This is a genomic window from Halomonas sabkhae, assembly GCF_030409265.1.
Lineage (GTDB): Bacteria > Pseudomonadota > Gammaproteobacteria > Pseudomonadales > Halomonadaceae > Halomonas > Halomonas halmophila.
The window spans coordinates 45,443-62,428 of the sequence record NZ_JAUFPM010000017.1; the positions used below are offsets into that span (position 1 = coordinate 45,443).

At 64.9% G+C, this 16,986-nt stretch carries 17 protein-coding genes; 6 read left to right on the plus strand and 11 right to left on the minus strand.

Features of this window, described 5'->3' with window-relative positions; genetic code table 11:
• Positions 1-33: 33 nt before the first annotated feature.
• From QWY79_RS11055 to miaB, 4 genes are all read right to left on the minus strand, one after another.
• Complete coding sequence (locus QWY79_RS11055; RefSeq protein ID WP_290272684.1) at positions 34-900, minus strand: CorC family transporter; 867 nt, start codon at positions 898-900, stop codon at positions 34-36.
• Positions 897-1,421: an rRNA maturation RNase YbeY gene (gene ybeY, locus QWY79_RS11060; protein WP_290272685.1), complete on the minus strand. Its 525-nt coding sequence runs from the start codon at positions 1,419-1,421 to the stop codon at positions 897-899. Before ybeY ends, QWY79_RS11055 begins: the two co-directional genes overlap by 4 nt.
• Entirely contained in the window at positions 1,418-2,524 is a 1,107-nt protein-coding gene (locus QWY79_RS11065) for a PhoH family protein (protein ID WP_435389783.1), read from the minus strand. The genes ybeY and QWY79_RS11065 overlap by 4 nt, the downstream gene beginning before the upstream one ends.
• A 158-nt stretch (positions 2,525-2,682) precedes the next feature.
• Positions 2,683-4,026 carry a tRNA (N6-isopentenyl adenosine(37)-C2)-methylthiotransferase MiaB gene (gene miaB, locus QWY79_RS11070; protein ID WP_290272689.1) on the minus strand — a complete coding sequence of 448 codons (1,344 nt, stop codon included), beginning with the start codon at positions 4,024-4,026 and terminating at the stop codon, positions 2,683-2,685.
• Positions 4,027-4,435: 409 nt separating this feature from the next.
• Between miaB and QWY79_RS11075 the strand changes: the two genes are divergently transcribed.
• Positions 4,436-5,077: a TIGR04211 family SH3 domain-containing protein gene (locus tag QWY79_RS11075; RefSeq protein ID WP_290272691.1), complete on the plus strand. Its 642-nt coding sequence runs from the start codon at positions 4,436-4,438 to the stop codon at positions 5,075-5,077.
• A 30-nt stretch (positions 5,078-5,107) separates the two neighbouring features.
• Positions 5,108-5,752: a thiopurine S-methyltransferase gene (locus QWY79_RS11080; protein ID WP_290272693.1), complete on the plus strand. Its 645-nt coding sequence runs from the start codon at positions 5,108-5,110 to the stop codon at positions 5,750-5,752.
• 65 nt (positions 5,753-5,817) lie between these two features.
• On the opposite strand, the gene QWY79_RS11085 is transcribed toward QWY79_RS11080, so the two are convergent.
• The 6 genes from QWY79_RS11085 to ggt all read right to left on the minus strand — a co-directional run bounded on the left by QWY79_RS11085 (position 5,818) and on the right by ggt (position 12,432).
• On the minus strand, positions 5,818-6,405 hold the full coding sequence (locus QWY79_RS11085) for a YajG family lipoprotein (protein WP_290272695.1): 588 nt from the start codon (positions 6,403-6,405) through the stop codon (positions 5,818-5,820).
• Between the two features lie 77 nt (positions 6,406-6,482).
• Positions 6,483-7,589 (minus strand): sulfate/molybdate ABC transporter ATP-binding protein, encoded by a 1,107-nt coding sequence (locus tag QWY79_RS11090; protein WP_290272697.1) that lies wholly within the window; start codon positions 7,587-7,589, stop codon positions 6,483-6,485.
• Positions 7,586-8,413 (minus strand): sulfate ABC transporter permease subunit CysW, encoded by an 828-nt coding sequence (gene cysW, locus QWY79_RS11095; protein ID WP_290272699.1) that lies wholly within the window; start codon positions 8,411-8,413, stop codon positions 7,586-7,588. Before cysW ends, QWY79_RS11090 begins: the two co-directional genes overlap by 4 nt.
• On the minus strand, positions 8,413-9,276 hold the full coding sequence (gene cysT / locus QWY79_RS11100; RefSeq protein ID WP_290272701.1) for a sulfate ABC transporter permease subunit CysT: 864 nt from the start codon (positions 9,274-9,276) through the stop codon (positions 8,413-8,415). Before cysT ends, cysW begins: the two co-directional genes overlap by 1 nt.
• Positions 9,277-9,311: 35 nt before the next feature.
• Entirely contained in the window at positions 9,312-10,334 is a 1,023-nt protein-coding gene (cysP, locus tag QWY79_RS11105; RefSeq protein WP_290272703.1) for a thiosulfate ABC transporter substrate-binding protein CysP, read from the minus strand.
• Positions 10,335-10,704: 370 nt separating this feature from the next.
• The gene (ggt, locus tag QWY79_RS11110) at positions 10,705-12,432 is read right to left on the minus strand and encodes a gamma-glutamyltransferase (protein WP_435389784.1); all 1,728 of its coding nucleotides are present in this window, start codon (positions 12,430-12,432) and stop codon (positions 10,705-10,707) included.
• A gap of 298 nt (positions 12,433-12,730) precedes the next feature.
• Here ggt and rpe point away from each other — a divergent pair, with 298 nt between their 5' ends.
• From rpe to QWY79_RS11125, 3 genes are all read left to right on the plus strand, one after another.
• Positions 12,731-13,429 (plus strand): ribulose-phosphate 3-epimerase, encoded by a 699-nt coding sequence (gene rpe, locus QWY79_RS11115; RefSeq protein WP_290272705.1) that lies wholly within the window; start codon positions 12,731-12,733, stop codon positions 13,427-13,429.
• The gene (locus QWY79_RS11120) at positions 13,426-13,707 is read left to right on the plus strand and encodes a GIY-YIG nuclease family protein (RefSeq protein WP_290272707.1); all 282 of its coding nucleotides are present in this window, start codon (positions 13,426-13,428) and stop codon (positions 13,705-13,707) included. The genes rpe and QWY79_RS11120 overlap by 4 nt, the downstream gene beginning before the upstream one ends.
• Before the next feature lie 79 nt (positions 13,708-13,786).
• Complete coding sequence (locus QWY79_RS11125; protein ID WP_290272709.1) at positions 13,787-14,635, plus strand: mechanosensitive ion channel family protein; 849 nt, start codon at positions 13,787-13,789, stop codon at positions 14,633-14,635.
• 234 nt (positions 14,636-14,869) lie between these two features.
• On the opposite strand, the gene QWY79_RS11130 is transcribed toward QWY79_RS11125, so the two are convergent.
• Complete coding sequence (locus tag QWY79_RS11130; RefSeq protein WP_290272711.1) at positions 14,870-16,168, minus strand: NAD(P)/FAD-dependent oxidoreductase; 1,299 nt, start codon at positions 16,166-16,168, stop codon at positions 14,870-14,872.
• Between the two features lie 94 nt (positions 16,169-16,262).
• Here QWY79_RS11130 and QWY79_RS11135 point away from each other — a divergent pair, with 94 nt between their 5' ends.
• The gene (locus QWY79_RS11135) at positions 16,263-16,928 is read left to right on the plus strand and encodes a phosphoglycolate phosphatase (protein ID WP_290272712.1); all 666 of its coding nucleotides are present in this window, start codon (positions 16,263-16,265) and stop codon (positions 16,926-16,928) included.
• The last annotated feature ends 58 nt before the right edge of the window (positions 16,929-16,986 follow it).

Genomic DNA, 16,986 nt, shown 5'->3' on the forward strand with positions numbered 1-16,986 from the left:
TCCGTGGTTGTCGAGTCGGCGCGGTGAGGCGTCTCAGCTGTCGTCGTGGCCGTGTCGCTCGGCTTCGAGCAGGCGAATGCGACGGTTGTCGGCATTCAGGACGGTAAAGCGCCAGCCACCGAACTCGGTATACTCGCCGCGCCCGGGCAGGTGGCCGAAGCCTTGCATGATCAGGCCGCCCAGGGTGTCGAATTCCTCGTCGGAGAAACGCGTGCCGAAGTGCTCGTTGAAGTCCTCGATGGGGGTCAGGGCGCGAATCGCGTAGCGGCCCTCGCCGAGGTCGCGGATGTCGGCTTCCTCGTCGGTATCATGCTCGTCCTCGATGTCGCCGACGATTTCCTCGAGGATATCCTCGATGGTCACGATACCTGCGGTGCCGCCGTACTCGTCGACGACCACGGCCATGTGGTTGTGGGTATCGCGGAATTCCTTGAGCAGGCTGTTGAGGCGCTTGGACTCCGGCACGAACATGGCCGGGCGCAGGACCTCCTCGAGCTGGAAGGCGTGACCGCTGTCCTGGCCCTGACGCAGCAGCGGCAGCAGGTCCTTGACCAGCAGGATGCCTCGAACCTCGTCGAGATTCTCGCCGATGACAGGGTAGCGCGAGTGGCCGGTCTCGAGAATGAAGGGCAGGTATTCTTCCAGCGGCTGGTCGAGGTCGATGGCGTTGACCTGGGAGCGCGGGATGAGGACTTCGCGTACCTGCTGGTCGCTGATGTTCAGGGCGCCCTCGATGATCATCATGGCGTCCTGTTCGAGCTTCAGCCGGGTGGCTGCCTGGCGCAGGAACTCCAGCAGTTCGTCGCGGGAATTGGGCTCATCCGTATCGTTGGAAAGGGCACTGAACAACTTATCGAGCCAGGACCTGCTGCCCTGGCTGCTCGATCGGTCTTCGCTCATGCGTTGGCTCTCTCGTCCTCGGAATCGTTGTCATCTGTGCGAGGATCGGGGCTCGCGTACGGATCGGCAATGCCCATTTCGGCGAGTATGGTTCGCTCCAGGGCTTCCATGTCCTCGGCCTCTGCGTCCTCGATATGATCGTAACCCAATAGATGCAGCGTGCCATGCACGACCATGTGCGCATAGTGGTCCTGCACTGTCTTGTGCTGGTGACCGGCTTCGTCGCTGACCACCGAGTGGCAGATCACCAGATCGCCGAGCAGCGGCAGGTCCACGCCCGGCGGGCACTCGAAGGGAAAGGAAAGCACATTGGTGGGGCGGTCGCGATGCCGGTAGTCGCGATTCAGGCACTGACTCTCGGCGGCATCGACGAAGCGCACGGTCAGCTCATGGCGCGTTTCCCCGGGGTGTCGGGACAACACGCCGGCCACCCAGCCGACGAGCGCCGACTGGTCCGGCAGGTCGTCGGCATCCACCGCCACCTGGCGGTCGATTTCCGGAACCATCGCCGGCGAGCTCATGTGTCTCCCGCCCCGCCGTCGTCGCGGCGTTCCAGTCGCTGCTGGCGGAGCGCTTCACGCTCCTGTTCACGGGCCTCGCGCTTGGCCCGGGCCTCGGCTTCCTCGTCGGCCTCGAAGACATCGTAGGCCTCGATGATGCGCTGTACCAGCGGATGGCGTACCACGTCCTTGGCGGCAAAGTGGGTCACCCCGATGCCCTGGGTGTCCTTGAGGACATCGAGCACCTGGATCAGCCCGGAGGTCTGGCCGCGGGGCAGGTCGACCTGGGTGATATCGCCGGTGATGACGGCCGTCGAGCCGAAGCCGATGCGCGTCAGGAACATCTTCATCTGCTCGCGCGTGGTGTTCTGGCTCTCATCGAGGATGATGAAGGCGTTGTTGAGCGTGCGGCCCCGCATGTAGGCCAGCGGCGCAATCTCGATGACCTGACGCTCGATCAGCTTGGCCACCTGCTCGAAGCCGATCATCTCGTAGAGGGCGTCATACAGGGGGCGCAGGTAAGGGTCGATCTTCTGGGCCAGGTCGCCGGGCAGAAAGCCGAGTTTCTCGCCGGCCTCCACGGCCGGGCGCACCAGCAGGATGCGTCGTACTTCCTGTTGGTTCAGCGCTTCCACGGCCGCGGCCACGGCCAGGTAGGTCTTGCCGGTGCCGGCGGGGCCGATGCCGAAATTGATGTCATGCGCGCGAATGCTCGCGACATACCCCTGCTGGTTGATGCCGCGCGGCTTGATGACCGACTTGGGCGTGCGAATCAGGACCTCGCCGTCGCCACCCCGGGTGTTCTCCTCTTCTTCCAGCGCCTCGACGCCCGACTCCTGCAGGAAGAGATGCACCGTATCGGGTGTCAGCTCGGTCGCTTCGGTCTCGCGATACAGGTGCTCGACCACATTGGCGGCGGCCTTGACCCGCGACTCCGGCCCGGCGAGCTGGAAGGTGTTGCCGCGATTGCGCAGCGTGACGCCGAGCCGCTCCTCGACCAGCTTGAGATGCTCGTCGCGCTGGCCGCACAGTGCGGCCAGGCGGCGCGGGTCATTGGGCTCGAGATTGAGGGTGATGACGCGATTGGCCGATGTAGATGACTGGCTCAAAGGGCACGAATCCATCGATTGGTGTGTGATGATGAACAGCTTACTGCCCCGGAGCTTGCCGGGGCAATGTGCGTGAACGTCCATGACCTGCGTCTCGCCGGCCACAGGGCCCGGCCAGCGGGGTCAGGCGGCTCGCGCGGCGTACTGCACGGCGGGTTGCGCCGCAACAGTGCTCAGAAGCGTTCCGGAGAGGCCAGGTCGCCGCGCAGCGAGTTGGGCAGTGCCTCGGTGATTTCCAGGTCGACGAAATAGCCGATCAGCTCGGTCGGGTTCGGGGCGCGGAAATTGACCACCCGGTTGTTCTCGGTGCGCCCGGACAGCTGGCCCGGATCCTTGGACGAGAAGCCGGTGACCAGAACGCGCTCCGTGGTCCCCACCATGCGGCGACTGATCTGCATGGCCTGTTGATTGATGCGCTCCTGAAGGATCGCCAGGCGCTGCTTCTTGACGTCCTCCGGGGTCTCGTCGGGCAGGTCGGCCGCCGGAGTGCCCGGACGGGCCGAATAGACGAAACTGAAGGACACATCGAAGCCGATGCGATGGATCAGGTCCATGGTCGACTCGAAGTCGGCCTCGGTCTCGCCGGGGAAGCCGATGATGAAGTCCGAGGAAAAGCTGATGTCCGGCCGCAGGGCGCGGATGCGTTCCAGCTTGTCGACATATTCCTCGACCGTGTGGCCACGCTTCATGGCCGCCAGGACGTTATCCGAGCCGGCCTGGACGGGCAGGTGGAGATGGCTGACCAGTTCGGGAATCTCGCCGTAGGCCTCGATCAGGCTGTCGGAAAACTCCACCGGATGCGAGGTGGTGAAGCGAATGCGGTCGATGCCCTCGACGGCCGCCACGCAACTGATCAGCTCGGCCAGGTCGATTTCGTCACCCAGCTGGTTTTCGCCACAGTAGGCGTTGACGTTCTGGCCCAGCAGGTTGATCTCGCGAACGCCCTGGTCGGCCAGGTGGATGACCTCGTCCATCACGGCCTCGAAGGGGCGCGAGACCTCCTCGCCACGGGTATAGGGCACCACGCAGAAGGTGCAGTACTTCGAGCAGCCTTCCATGATCGATACATAGGCGGTGGCGCCATCCGAGGTCGGCTTGGGCAGGTGGTCGAACTTCTCGATCTCGGGGAAGGTGACATCGACCACCGAGATCTTGTCCTCCTGCCGGGCGTCGAGCATCGAGGGCACGCGGTGCAGGGTCTGCGGGCCGAACACCATGTCGACCTGCGGCGCCCGCTTGCGCAGCGCCTCGCCTTCCTGACTGGCGACACAGCCGCCGACACCGATCACCAGGTCGGGGTTGGCTTCCTTGAGCTTCTTCCAGCGGCCGAGCTGGTGGAATACCTTTTCCTGAGCCTTCTCGCGGATCGAGCAGGTGTTGAGCAGGATGACGTCGGCATCCCGCTCGTCGTCGGTGAGTTCCAGCTGATGGGATTCGCCGAGCATGTCCGCCATGCGCGCGGAGTCATACTCGTTCATCTGGCAGCCGTGTGTCTTGATGAAGAGTTTCTTCGCCATAAGAGTCTGGTCGTGGCTCGAAGGCCCGACGGGGCACCGGTGGATGATCGTTCGCGGGGTAAGACCCGAGGTCTTCCGACAAGGGCCGTTATTATACGGGCAGCAGGCCAGACTTGTCATGGTCTGTGGCCCGTGCGCCGGCACCGGGTGCGCTGCCGAGGCGGGCTGTCCTGTGGTACCGTTATGCCTCTGCCGGTCACGGGCGCTGGTCATGAACTGATCGAAGCCGCGTCAGCGCCGGCATTATGCCGCCTGGGGACGGGTTTCCAGCAGTTTTCCCGACACTTGTCCACAGTATCTGTGGATGACAGCCCGGGGAAATGCCCGTCGGGGCGGGCGGCACAGGCAACTGGCGTCAGGCATGGCCACAGGACGCCGCATAGACAGCTCGGACAGCCAGGACAACGGCATGACAAAGCAATCACGCAGCATCACGCTGCTGGGTGTGCTGATCGGGGCGCTGGCCCTGCCGGTGCACGCCCAGCAAGCGGAAGAGGGAGACACCGACGCCTCGGCCTGGGTCTCCGATGAGTTGACCACTTATGTACGCAGTGGCCCCACGGATGAATACCGTATCGTCGGGCGTCTGACGGCGGGTGATCCGGTGGAAGTGCTCGGCACGGATGGCGACTACACCGAGGTTCGCAGTGGCAGCGGCGATGTCGTCTGGGTGCCCAGCGACCAGTTGCAGGAGACGCCCAGCGCTCATGTGCAGCTGCCCCGTCTGGAAGAGCAGGTCGGTACGCTGCGTTCCCGGCTGGCGGATGTCGCGGGGACCTGGGAAGGACGCGTCCAGGCACTCAACGAAACACTGCAGACCCGTGAAGAGCGCATTGCCGAGCTGGAAGACCGCAACCAGCAACTGGCCAGCGAGGCCGATGCATCGCGCGAGAAGGCGCGCGAACTGGAAGCGCGCCTGAACACCCGGGAAAATGACCTCCTGATGCGCTATCTGATGTACGGCGGTGGCATTGCCGGGGCGGGGCTGCTGGTCGGCTTGATCGTGCCGCATCTACCGCGCCGTCGACGCAAGCGTGATCGCTGGTTCTAGACGGATCATGGTCCGACTATAGGGGGGCGCATGGCTCAGGAATGGCTGCAGCGCTGGCAGGAAGGGCGCATCGGCTTCCATCGCGACACCACGCATCCTGCCTTGATGCGCTTCTGGCCGGGGCTCGGCCTGGCTTCCGGCACCCGGGTGCTGGTGCCATTGTGCGGCAAGAGCCATGACATGCGCTGGCTTGCCGAGCAGGGGCATGCGGTGCTGGGCGTCGAGCTCGTCGAGACGGCCATCGAGCAGTTCGTGGCCGAGGGTGACGGTGAGGTCGTGCGGGATACCCATGACAGCTTTGCCATCACCCGCCAGGGTGGTGTGGAGCTCTGGTGCGGGGACTTCTTTCACTTCCCCGTTGACCACGCCGATGCCTTTGCCGCCTTCTATGATCGCGCCGCCCTGATCGCACTGCCCGAACCCGCGCGACAGCGCTATGCCTTCCACCTGGCACAGCTGCTGCCGCCCGGTGCCCTGGGGCTATTGATCTCGCTGACGCGGGAGCCCGGCGATGTGGGCGGCCCGCCTTATACGGTCACGGCCGAGGAAGTGCGCGAGCTGTTGGCACCCAATTTCGAACTGTGGCACCTGGCGGATGCTCGGCCCGACCCTGACAGCGGCTTTCAGGAAAGTGTCTGGCAGCTGAGGCGACGCGGCCCTGCCTCGTCAGGCTGACTACTGAACCGGGCAGCGGCGCGCCGGGCGTGCAACAGGCTCGGCGCCTCTGCCCGGCCGCTGCGTCAGCGCGACAGGAAGCGTCCCAGTTCCGGGTCCCGGAAGGCGCGATTCAGGCCGTCGCTGAGTACCCGTTCCACCATCGACTGATGCTTCTTGAAGCCCGGGCTGACGGCGAATTCCTGACTCAGGCTCGAAGTGTAGGTCCCGGTGTAGGTGGCTCCACCATTCTCGGCCCTGGCCTCGAGCACCGACTCCAGGCGAGCCTTGTCGAGCATCGGACGGCTATCCTCACGACCATAGGCCAGCCGCTGGAGGGTCAGGGTCAGGCTGGGGCGGCCGTCGGCGGCCTGGGTGGTCGGCTGGAACCCCATGTCGCGCAGGGCGCGTTCGGCCTCGTCCTGGAGCCTGGGGATCAGGGCGCCGGCTTCCACGGTGATGACCGAGGTCGACATGGCATTGCCGCTGCGGGTGCCGATCTGTTCGCTCTGCCGGCCATCGACGGTCGTCACGGTGACGGCCTGGCCCTGACCGATGCTCGGCACGCTGGTCGTGCGCTCCGGGGACGGCTGCAGGTATTGCGGTGACGCACAGCCGGCCAGCCAGCCTGCCGTCAGCACCAGGGCCGTCAGTGTCATCAAACGTCGAAGCATGGTCTCTCTCCCTGAAATGGCAATTCGCCATGGATTATAGTCGTGTCGCCGGCGTCGGCGAGGATTTCCTCGGTCGCTTATCCGGCCATGGGCGCCGTGGCATGACACTCGCTGTGAGTGGCCGCCGTGAACCGGTGCCAGTGCCGCGGGTGGGCGAAGAGGCGCTGGCCGCGAGTCAGTGCCAGGCGTTCGAAGTCGGCATGGCGCACGGTGGCCAGCCAGGGGCCGGGCAGCCAGTCGGCGGCCAGCTCCACGCGAACCTCCGCGCCCACCGGCGAGATGGCCGTGACGCTGACGGGCAGATGCGCCGCCTCACTTGGCTCGGCCTCGAGGGCGATCTCATGGGGGCGCAGCAGCAGGTTGCGCGGCCCGTCGGGCAGCTCGACATCCAGCCGCGCATCGCCGCAGGTCAGCACCCCGTCGCGCACTTCGCCCTCGAGCTGGTTCACATCCCCCAGGAACTCGAACACGAAGCGGTTGCTCGGGGCTCGATACAGGGCTTCCGGCGTGTCGATCTGCTCGATGCGGCCGTCGCTCATCACCACCACCCGGTCCGAGAGCTCCAGGGCTTCTTCCTGGTCATGGGTGACGAAGACGCTGGTGAAGTTCAATTCGTCGTGCAGATGACGCAACCAGCGGCGCAGTTCCTGACGGACCTTGGCATCCAGAGCGCCGAAGGGCTCGTCGAGCAGCAGTACATCGGGGCGCAGCGCCAGGGAGCGCGCCAGCGAGACCCGCTGCTGCTGACCGCCGGATAGCTGGGCCGGGTAGCGGTCGGCCAGCTGTTCGAGCTGCACCATTTCCAGCAGGCGATGCACCCGGGCACGGATCTCGCTGCCGGGCGGACGCTGCCGGCGAGGCATCACGGTCAGCCCGAAGGCGACGTTGTCGTAGACCGTCATGTGGCGGAACAGCGCATAGTGTTGGAAGACGAAGCCGATGCGCCGGTCGCGTACATGCAGGTGCGTGACATCGCGCTCGCCGAACAGGATGCGCCCCTCGGGCTGGCGATCGGGGGCCTCGAGCCCGGCGATGATGCGCAGCAGGGTCGTCTTGCCGGAACCGGAGGGACCGAGCAGCCCGATCAGCTCGCCCTGCTGGATGTCGAGGTCCAGCGGCGCCAGCGCCTGGTGCTGGCCACCCCGGCCATAGTGCTTGGCGATGTTCTCCAGATGAATGCTCATGCGGAAGCCTCCCGGCGCGACGCGCGCCATTCCAGGCCGGCCTTGGCGGCCAGCGTGAACAGGGCGATGAGGGCCAGCAGGGCGGCGCTGGCGAAGGCCCCAACGGTGTTGTAATCCTGATACAGCAGTTCGACATGCAGTGGCAGGGTGTTGGTCTCGCCGCGGATGGCGCCGGAGACCACCGAGACGGCGCCGAATTCGCCGACGGCCCGCGCATTGGTCAGGATGACACCGTAGAGCAGCGCCCAGCGAATGTTCGGCAGGGTAACCCGGCGGAACAGCGTGAAGCCGGAAGCCCCCAGGGTGACGGCGGCTTCTTCCTCGCGCGAGCCCTGGGCCTGCATCAGCGGAATCAGTTCGCGGGCGACGAAGGGGCAGGTGACGAAGATGGTCACCATCAGGATGCCCGGCCAGGCGAACATCAGCTGAATGTCATGGGCATCCAGCCAGCCGCCGATCCAGCCATTGCGGCCGTACAGCAGCAGGTAGATCAGACCCGCCACCACCGGCGAAATGGCGAAGGGAATGTCGATCAGGGTCTGCAACAGCCGCCGGCCGGGGAACTGGAAACGGGTCACCAGCCAGGCGAGCATTACCCCGAACACCAGGTTCACCGGAATGGTCAGGGCGGTGATGAACAGCGTCAGGCCGATGGCCGCCAGGGTGTAGTGATCGGTGATATTGCCCCAGAAGGTACCGAGTCCCTTGGCGAAGGCCTGGGCAAAGATCGCCACCAGCGGCAGCAGCAGGAAGAGGGCAGCCAGCCCGACGGCCGTGCCGATCAGCAGGCGGCGCAGGCCGGGAGAATCGCCGATTCGTTGCATCAGGCGCTCCCCCCATGCAGGCGACGAATGAACCGACCCTGCCAGAGATTGATGGCCAGCAGCAGGAGCAGCGAGGTGGCGAGCACCACCGAAGCAATGGCCGAGGCCCCCACATAGTCGTATTCCTGCAGCTTGACGAAGATCATCAGCGAAGTGATCTCGGTCTCGTAGGGCATGTTGCCGGCGATGAAGATCACGGCGCCGAATTCGCCCAGTGAACGCACGAAGGCCAGCCCCGTGCCGGTGACCAGTGCCGGCCACAGGTGGGGCAGGAGGACCCGGCGAAAGGCCACGCCATCCCGGGCCCCCAGGGTCATGGCAGCTTCGTCGACCTCGCCGGGCAGGTCCTCGAGAACCGGCTGCACGGTGCGCACCACGAAGGGGATGCTGGTGAAGGCCATGGCCAGGGCGATGCCCACCCAGGTATAGGCCACCTCGATGCCCAGCGGCGCCAGGAGCTGGCCCATCCAGCCGCTGCTGGAATACAGCGTGGCCAGGGTGATGCCAGCCACGGCGGTCGGCAGGGCAAAGGGCAGGTCCATCAGGGCATCGAGCAGGCGCTTGCCGGGGAAGTCATAGCGCACCAGCACCCAGGCCATCAGCAGTCCGAACACCGCGTTGACCAGGGCGCCGGCCGCGGCGGCACCGATGGTCGTCAGGTAGCTGGCCACCACGCGGCCTTCGCTGATGATGGCCCAGTATTCGCCCCAGGACAGGCCGGACAGCTGGCCGACCAGGCCGGTCAGCGGCACCAGCAGCACCAGCGACACGAAGGTCAGGCTGATGCCCAGTGACAGGCCGAAGCCCGGCAGCACACGCTGCCGGGCCCGCGGCAAGGAGAGAGTGAAAGCCGATGCTTTCATGGTCGCGTCTCGTCGGTGTCAGGCAAGGAGGCGGTTCAGCGACGCTGCAGCTGGTCGAGGGTCCCGCCGCTTTCGAAGTGGGTCTGCATGGCCTGATCCCAGCCGCCGAAGACGTCCTGAACCTCGAAGAGCTCGGTCTCGGGGAACTGGTCGGCGAACTCCTCGACCACGGCCTCGTCGTGGACGCGGTAGTTGAAACCGGCCAGCAGGCGCTGGGCTTCCTCGGTGTAGAGGTAGTCCAGGTAGTCCCGGGCCAGTTCGCTGTTGCCGTTGTCTTCCGCGTTCTCGTTGACCACGGCCACCGGGAACTCGGCGAGGATGCTGACCGGCGGCACGATCACCTCGTACTCGTCGCTGCCGTATTCCTGGCGGATGTTGTTGACCTCGGATTCGAAGCTAATCAGGACATCGCCGATGCCGCGCTCGATGAAGCTGGTGGTCGCGCCGCGGCCGCCGGTATCGAAGACCTTGACGTTGCCCAGGAAGGTACGCATGAAGTCCTCGATCTGCTGCTGGTCGCCATCGAACTGGCGCTCAGCGGCGCCCCAGGCGGCCAGATAGGTATAGCGGCCATTACCGGATGTCTTGGGATTGGGGAAGACCAGTTCGACGTCTTCCTCGACCAGGTCCGTCCAGCTCTCGATGCCCAGGGGGTTGTCCTTGCGCACCAGGAAGGCGGTGGTGGAGTAGTAGGGCGAGGCGTTGTTGGGCAGCTGCTGCTGCCAGTCCTCGGCCACCAGGCCGGCATCGGCGAGTACCTGGACATCGGTGACCTGGTTGTAGGTCACCACGTCGGCGCCCAGTCCCTGGAGGATGGCGCGCGCCTGGGCGGACGAGCCACCGTGCGACTGCTTGATGGTCAGGGTGTCGTCGTGATCGGCCTCCCAGTGTTCCTTGAACGCCGGGTTGATCGCGGCGAACAGCTCGCGGGCGATGTCGTAGGAGGAGTTGAGCAGTTCACGCTCGGCCGCCATGACCGGCGAGGCGAAGCCCATGCCCAGGCCGGCGGCGATAAGCGAAGCAGTGAGGGTGCGGCGTACGACGGGCAGCGGGGACATGATGGCTCCTTGCAGTGCGAAAAAGGTTTCCTTAGATGGCTAAGGTAATAATCGCTAAATGGAATTACAAGGGTTGGGGTTATATTAATTCGGTATATTGAAGTCGCGACGGGTTACCAGTTTGATGAGCTACGAGCTACGAGCTACGAGCTACGAGCTACGAGCTACGAGCTACGAGCTACGAGCTGCGAGCTGCGTGAGGAGTGAGGGGCGAAGAGGGAAGAGGGAAGAGGGAAGAGGGAAGAAGGAAGAAGGAAGAGGGAAGAGGGAAGAAGGAAGAGGGAGGAGGGAAGCGGGAAGAGGGAAGAGTTCGTGTTGTGAGTCGGGTAGAGGGGCCATGCCCCCGGCGGTGCGGGGGCATGGCGGGCCGTCAGAGGCCGATGGCGGAGGAGGTGGAGCGGCGCGGGTCGGCGCCGCCGAAGAACTTGCCGTCCTCGATGACGATGGACTGCGCCGCGCCCATGGCGGATTGCTGGCTGATGGTGTGGCCCTTGCCTTCGAGGAGCTCGATGGTGTCGGGGCTGATGCCGGCCTCGATGCGGATCTCGTCGGGCAGCCATTGATGGTGAATGCGCGGCGCGCTGACCGCCGACTGGATGTTCATGTCGTGGTCGATGACATTCATCAACACCTGCAGGGTGGTGGTGATGATGCGCGAGCCACCCGGACTGCCGGTGATCAGGAAGTTCTTGCCGTCGCGCTTGACGATGGTCGGTGTCATCGAGGAAAGCATGCGCTTGCCGGGCTCGATCTTGTTGGCTTCGCCGCCGATCAGGCCATAGGCATTGGGCACGCCGGGCTTGGCCGAGAAGTCATCCATCTCGTTGTTGAGCAGAAAGCCGGCGCCTTCCACCGCAATGCCCGAGCCATAACTGAAGTTGATGGTGTAGGTGTTGGACACCGCCAGACCATTGCCATCGGCAATCGAGAAGTGGGTGGTCTCGTTGGACTCGTAGGGCAGCGGCTTGCCCGGCGAGATATCGCTGCTCGGGGTGGCGGTGTCCATGTCGATCTGCCCGCGCAGTTCCTCGGCATAGCCTTCCGAGGTCAGGCCTTCGAGGGGCACATCGACGAAGTCGGTATCACCCAGGTATTCCGAGCGGTCGGCATAGGCACGTTTCATGGCCTCGGCCATGACATGGAGGGTGTCGGCCGAGTTGAAGCCCCATTCGCCGATCGGGTACTCCTCGAGAATATTGAGCATCTGCACGATGTGCGCGCCACCCGAAGAGGGCGGACTCATGGCATAGATGTCATGGCCGCGGTAGGTGCCGTGGCTGGGCTCGCGAATCGCCGGTTGATAACCGGCCAGGTCCTCAAGGGTGATCAGGCCGTCGTGGCGCTCCATTTCGGCGGCGATCAGTTCGGCGGTCTCGCCCTCGTAGAACTCGCGCGCGCCCTGCTCGGCGATACGCTTGAGGGTAGCGGCCAGGTCGGGCTGGCGGAAGGTGTCGCCGACTTCATAGGCACTGCCGTCTTCCTTGAAGAACATCTTGCGGCTCGACTCCCACTTTTCCAGCCGCTCGCGGGTGTCGTTGACGCCGGCGACGAAGCGCGGCGGTACCTCGAAGCCTTCTTCGGCCAGGCGAATGGCCGGGGCCAGGGCATCGGCCAGGCTCAGGGTGCCGTATTGCTCCAGGGCCAGCGCCAGGCCGGCCACGGTGCCCGGCACACCGGCGGCGCGATGGGTGAAGCGCGACCACTCGGAGACGGCGTTGCCGTCCTCGTCCTGGAACATCGTCTCGGTGGCGGCGGCCGGGGCGGTCTCGCGGTAATCGATGGCGATGACCTCGTCGCTGTTCTCGTCGGAGATCAGCATGAAGCCGCCACCGCCGATATTGCCGGAGCGGGGCTGGGTGACCGCCAGGGCGAAGCCGGCGGTGACGGCGGCATCCACGGCGTTGCCGCCATCGGCGAGGACATCCCGGGCGACCTGCGAGGCCAGAAAGTGGCTGGTCGCCACCATGCCCTGGGTGCCTTCCTGGGGATGGAAGCGTTCGCCTTCCAGAATGGCCGGCTGCGCCATGGCCAGCGGGGTCATCAGCAGGGTGCCGGCGATCAGGCCGGCGACCAGTGGGGTATGTTTCCAGTGTGGCATGAACCTCTCCTTGTCTTGGGTGACAAGCCCTTCCATTCGGGGCTTCCTGTAACTATCAGCAGGCAGCGATGATTGCGCAAGGTAAACACTGCTTAAATGCCTGCGCATGCAAAGCGCTTCGTTGCGCGGTGCTCGAAATCTCGCCTAACTAGATGTTATGCCTCGTTTTCTGTGCTCCGTGCGCCTTGCGCTTCACGATGCTCGACGATCTAATCAGCGTTTCCCAAGTCGTAATCCGGGTGATGGATGCTGTTAGAATATCCGCCATTGTGTTCTTCGAATTTCGCCAGGGAGCCCCATGAGCGCCACGACCTCCGACTACCTGATTGCCCCTTCGATCCTGTCTGCCGACTTCGCCCGGCTCGGTGATGAAGTCGATGATGTCCTCGCTTCGGGGGCGGATATCGTGCACTTCGACGTTATGGACAATCACTATGTGCCCAACCTGACCATCGGCCCCATGGTCTGCGAGGCGCTGCGCAAGCACGGCGTGACCGCCCCCATCGACGCCCACCTGATGGTCAAGCCGGTGGACCGGCTGATCGGCGATTTCATCGATGCCGGCGCCAGCTATGTCACCTTCCATCCGGAGGCCTCGGAGCATATCGATCGCTCGCTGCAGTTGATCCGCGATGGGGGCTGCCGGTCGGGGCTGGTGTTCAATCCCGCCACTCCCCTGCATTTCCTCGATCATGTCATGGACAAGGTCGACATGATCCTGCTGATGAGCGTCAACCCGGGCTTCGGCGGTCAGTCCTTCATTCCCGGCACCCTCGACAAGCTGCGCGAGGTGCGTCGACGCATCGATGCCTCCGGCCGTTCGATTCGTCTGGAAGTCGACGGCGGCATCAAGCCCGACAACATTGCCGAGGTGGCGCGTGCCGGAGCGGATACCTTCGTCGCCGGCTCGGCGGTCTTCAAGGGGCGCAACGCGCAGGATCCGCATCGTTACGACAGCGTCATGCGCGAATTTCGCCGCGCGCTCGAGGACGCATGAGCGAACTCGATACTGCGGCCGGGCCATGGCATCTGTACGTGCTCGAGACCGCCGACGGTGCCCTCTATACGGGCATCACCACGGATGTGCAGCGGCGCCTGAGCGAACACCGGGCGGGGCGCGGTGCCAAGGCCCTGCGTGGCAAAGGTCCGCTGCATCTGGTATATCACCAGGCGGTGGGCGAGCATGGTGAAGCGCTGCGCCTGGAGGCAGGCATCAAGCGCCTGTCGGCAAGGGAGAAACGACGCTGGCTGCTGACGCGCCAGGCTGAACCCTGAGGGGACGGGGCGTCGGCAGTCGGTCAACAAGGTGTCGGTCCCGCTCGGGGCGCGACAGGCAAGTATTCAAGGAGTCGAGATGGACGCGGATCTGGAACGCATCGTGGAATTTCTGCAGGTGCAGGGCACGAGCTTTGTGATCAACCTGGTGGCGGCGATCGCCATCTTCGTGCTCGGGCGCTGGGTGGCCAAGCTGCTGCATCGCCTGGCCGTCAAGTCCATGAAGAAGGCCAAGGCCGACCCCCTGGTGGTCACCTTCGTGGGCAACATCCTGTATGTGATGATGATGTTTGCCGTGGTCCTGGCCACCATCAGCCAGATCGGCATTCAGACCACCTCGCTGATCGCCGTCATCGGTGCCGCGGGACTGGCCGTGGGGCTGGCGCTGCAGGGATCGCTGGCCAATTTCGCCGCCGGCGTGATGGTGGTCCTGTTCCGCCCCTACCGGGTGGGCGACTACATCGAGGGTGGCGGCGTTTCCGGCACCGTCGAGGAAGTGCAGATCTTCAACACCGAGCTCAGCACGCCGGACAATCGGCGCATCATCGTGCCCAACGGTCAGATGATGTCGGATGCCATCACCAACTACTCCTCGCGTTCCACGCGGCGGGTGGACCTGGTCGTGGGCGTCGGTTACAACGACGACATCGATACCGTGCGACGCGTGCTGGAGAGCGTGGTGGCCGATGACAGCCGTGTGCTGGCCGATCCGGCGCCGAACATTCGCATCGGCTCGCTGGGGGATTCAAGCGTCAACTGGATCGTGCGGCCCTGGGTCAATGCCGGTGACTACTGGGACGTCTACTGGGAGATGACCGAGGAAATCAAGCGTCGCTTCGATCGCGAAGGCATCAACATTCCCTTCCCGCAGCGCGATGTGCACGTCTACCATCACGGCGACAAGGGCGAGACTGACGTCATCGGCTGAGGTCGGATCGCACCGACGGCCACTGCTCGAGGCCCGAGTCCCGATCGTGTCGGGGCTCGGGCCTTTCGCTTCTGGGTTATATGGCGCTTAGGGAAACGCTGAAAAAATTGGCGAGCATCGTGAAGCGCAAGGCGCACGGAGCACAGAAAGCGAGACATAACATTTAGTTAGGCGAGCTTTCGCGCACCGCGTAACGCAGCGATTTGCATGCGCAGGCATTTAAGCAGTGTTTCCTCAGTGGAGTTTCATGCGCGGCTTCAAAAAACGATTCAGACCATCGACGATGACCATCAGGCCGGTCTTCAGGCTGCCGTGAATGGCGCGCTGGTGCATGCGATACAGGGAAGCGTAGAAGAACTTCGCCAGGTGGCCCTCGATGAAGAGGCTGCGTGCCGAGGCGCCACGCATCAGGCTACCCACCGCATCAAAATGGGCCAGCGAAATCAGCGAGCCGCGATCACGGAACACGAAGGGCTTGAGCGGTTTGCCCTCGAGCCGTGCGCGCAGGTTCTTGTAGAGCCGGTCGGCCTGCTGGTGAGCCGCCTGGGCGCGCGGCGGTACCTGGGAACCGTCTTCCTGGGGGCAGCTGGCGCAATCGCCCAGGGCGAAGATGTGCGGGTCATCGATACTCTGCAGGCTGGATTCGACCCTGATGCGGTGGTTGCGCTCGGTGGTCAGGCCCAGCTCCGACAGAAAGGCCGGGGCCTTGATGCCGGCCGCCCAGACGCCGAGGTCGGTCTCGATGCGCTGGCCGTCGGCGGTGATGATGGCCGAGGGCTCGACCCGGGTCACGCGGGTCGCGACATGCACCTGCACGCCCAGGCGCTCCAGCTCGCGATGCACCGCCTGACTGATGCGCTCGGGCAGGGCGGGGAGAATGCCGGGGGCGGCCTCGATCAGGTGCACTTCCAGGTGGTCGCTTTCCAGCCGGGTGACGCCATAGGCATGCAGCATCTGGGAGGCATCATACAGCTCCGCGGCGAGCTCGACGCCGGTGGCGCCGGCGCCGACGATGCCCACCGCCATCCGGGTGCGCTGGTCCTGCCGGGGCGTGTTGTAGCGCAGGAAGGTGTTGAGCATATCCTTGCGAAACGCTTCGGCCTGGCGCGGGCTGTCGAGAAAATGGCAGTATTCGCCGACGCCCGGGGTGCCGAAGTCATTGCTCACGCTGCCCACCGCGATGACCAGTTCATCGTAGGACAGGCTGCGTGATGGCAGGACCTCATGGCCCTCGTCATCGATGATCGGCGCCAGTGTCAGTTGCCGCGACTCGCGATCCAGCCCGGTGACGGTGCCGAGCTGGAAGTGATAGCCGTTGGCTCGCGCATGGCCCTGGTAGGAAATCTCGTCGAGCCCCGAGTCCAGGGCGCCGGTGGCCACCTCATGGAGCAGCGGCTTCCAGATATGGGTGGTATGCCGGTCGACCAGCATGATCTCGGCACGCCCGCGTCGGCCCAGGCGTCGTCCCAGGCGGGTCACCAGCTCCAGTCCACCGGCGCCGCCGCCGATAACCACGATTCTTGGTACGCTCATTATCCACAAGCTCCTCGGAAATAGGCCACCAGCATAAGCCCGTCGCCGTGACATGCCCATGGCCCCGAGGCATTTCATGACAGGAAACCGCCACATGCACAGCCTGCTGGATGACATTCGACTGATCTGCTTCGACCTGGACGGCACCCTGGTGGACTCGGTGCCGGACCTGGCGGCAGCGGTCGACGCGGCCCTGTGCGATCTCGGTCTGCCGGCTGCGGGCGAGCGGCATGTCAGGGACTGGGTCGGCAATGGTTCGCGGGTGTTGATGGAACGCGCACTGCGCCATGCGCTCGCCGAGGAACCCGGGGCGTCACGCCTTGAGCAGGCCCACGATGCCTTCGTGAACCATTATGAGCGGCGCCCCTGCGCGGCAAGCCGGCTCTATCCCGGCGTGGCGGAAGCGCTGCAGCAGCTGCATGCCGCCGGCCTGACGCTGGTGCTGGTGACCAACAAGCCGGCGGCCTTCATCGCCCCGATTCTCGAGCACTTTGGGCTGTCGACGTACTTTTCGCTCTGCCTGGGCGGCGACAGCCTTGCGCGGCGCAAGCCCGATCCCCTGCCGTTGACGCATGCCGCCGCGACCTTCGCGACCTCCACGACGCATTGCCTGATGGTCGGGGACTCCCGACATGACATCGCGGCGGGCAGGGCGGCCGCGTTCCGCACCCTGGCCGTGCCCTACGGCTACAACCATGGTGAGCCGGTTGCGCTCAGCGGTCCGGATGCCGTGGTTGAATCGCTGGTGGAACTCCTTTAGTTTGAACCTGGCCCGTGCCGCGCATTGGGCCATGCACCCTGAACCCGTATAATCGCCG

Coding starts and splice junctions, on each gene's coding strand:
- QWY79_RS11055 (WP_290272684.1), bottom strand. CDS start 900: ATGAGCGAAGACCGATCGAGCAGCCAGGGCAGCAGGTCCTGGCTCGAT.
- ybeY (WP_290272685.1), bottom strand. CDS start 1,421: ATGAGCTCGCCGGCGATGGTTCCGGAAATCGACCGCCAGGTGGCGGTG.
- QWY79_RS11065 (WP_435389783.1), bottom strand. CDS start 2,524: ATGGATTCGTGCCCTTTGAGCCAGTCATCTACATCGGCCAATCGCGTC.
- miaB (WP_290272689.1), bottom strand. CDS start 4,026: ATGGCGAAGAAACTCTTCATCAAGACACACGGCTGCCAGATGAACGAG.
- QWY79_RS11075 (WP_290272691.1), top strand. CDS start 4,436: ATGACAAAGCAATCACGCAGCATCACGCTGCTGGGTGTGCTGATCGGG.
- QWY79_RS11080 (WP_290272693.1), top strand. CDS start 5,108: ATGGCTCAGGAATGGCTGCAGCGCTGGCAGGAAGGGCGCATCGGCTTC.
- QWY79_RS11085 (WP_290272695.1), bottom strand. CDS start 6,405: ATGCTTCGACGTTTGATGACACTGACGGCCCTGGTGCTGACGGCAGGC.
- QWY79_RS11090 (WP_290272697.1), bottom strand. CDS start 7,589: ATGAGCATTCATCTGGAGAACATCGCCAAGCACTATGGCCGGGGTGGC.
- cysW (WP_290272699.1), bottom strand. CDS start 8,413: ATGCAACGAATCGGCGATTCTCCCGGCCTGCGCCGCCTGCTGATCGGC.
- cysT (WP_290272701.1), bottom strand. CDS start 9,276: ATGAAAGCATCGGCTTTCACTCTCTCCTTGCCGCGGGCCCGGCAGCGT.
- cysP (WP_290272703.1), bottom strand. CDS start 10,334: ATGTCCCCGCTGCCCGTCGTACGCCGCACCCTCACTGCTTCGCTTATC.
- ggt (WP_435389784.1), bottom strand. CDS start 12,432: ATGCCACACTGGAAACATACCCCACTGGTCGCCGGCCTGATCGCCGGC.
- rpe (WP_290272705.1), top strand. CDS start 12,731: ATGAGCGCCACGACCTCCGACTACCTGATTGCCCCTTCGATCCTGTCT.
- QWY79_RS11120 (WP_290272707.1), top strand. CDS start 13,426: ATGAGCGAACTCGATACTGCGGCCGGGCCATGGCATCTGTACGTGCTC.
- QWY79_RS11125 (WP_290272709.1), top strand. CDS start 13,787: ATGGACGCGGATCTGGAACGCATCGTGGAATTTCTGCAGGTGCAGGGC.
- QWY79_RS11130 (WP_290272711.1), bottom strand. CDS start 16,168: ATGAGCGTACCAAGAATCGTGGTTATCGGCGGCGGCGCCGGTGGACTG.
- QWY79_RS11135 (WP_290272712.1), top strand. CDS start 16,263: ATGCACAGCCTGCTGGATGACATTCGACTGATCTGCTTCGACCTGGAC.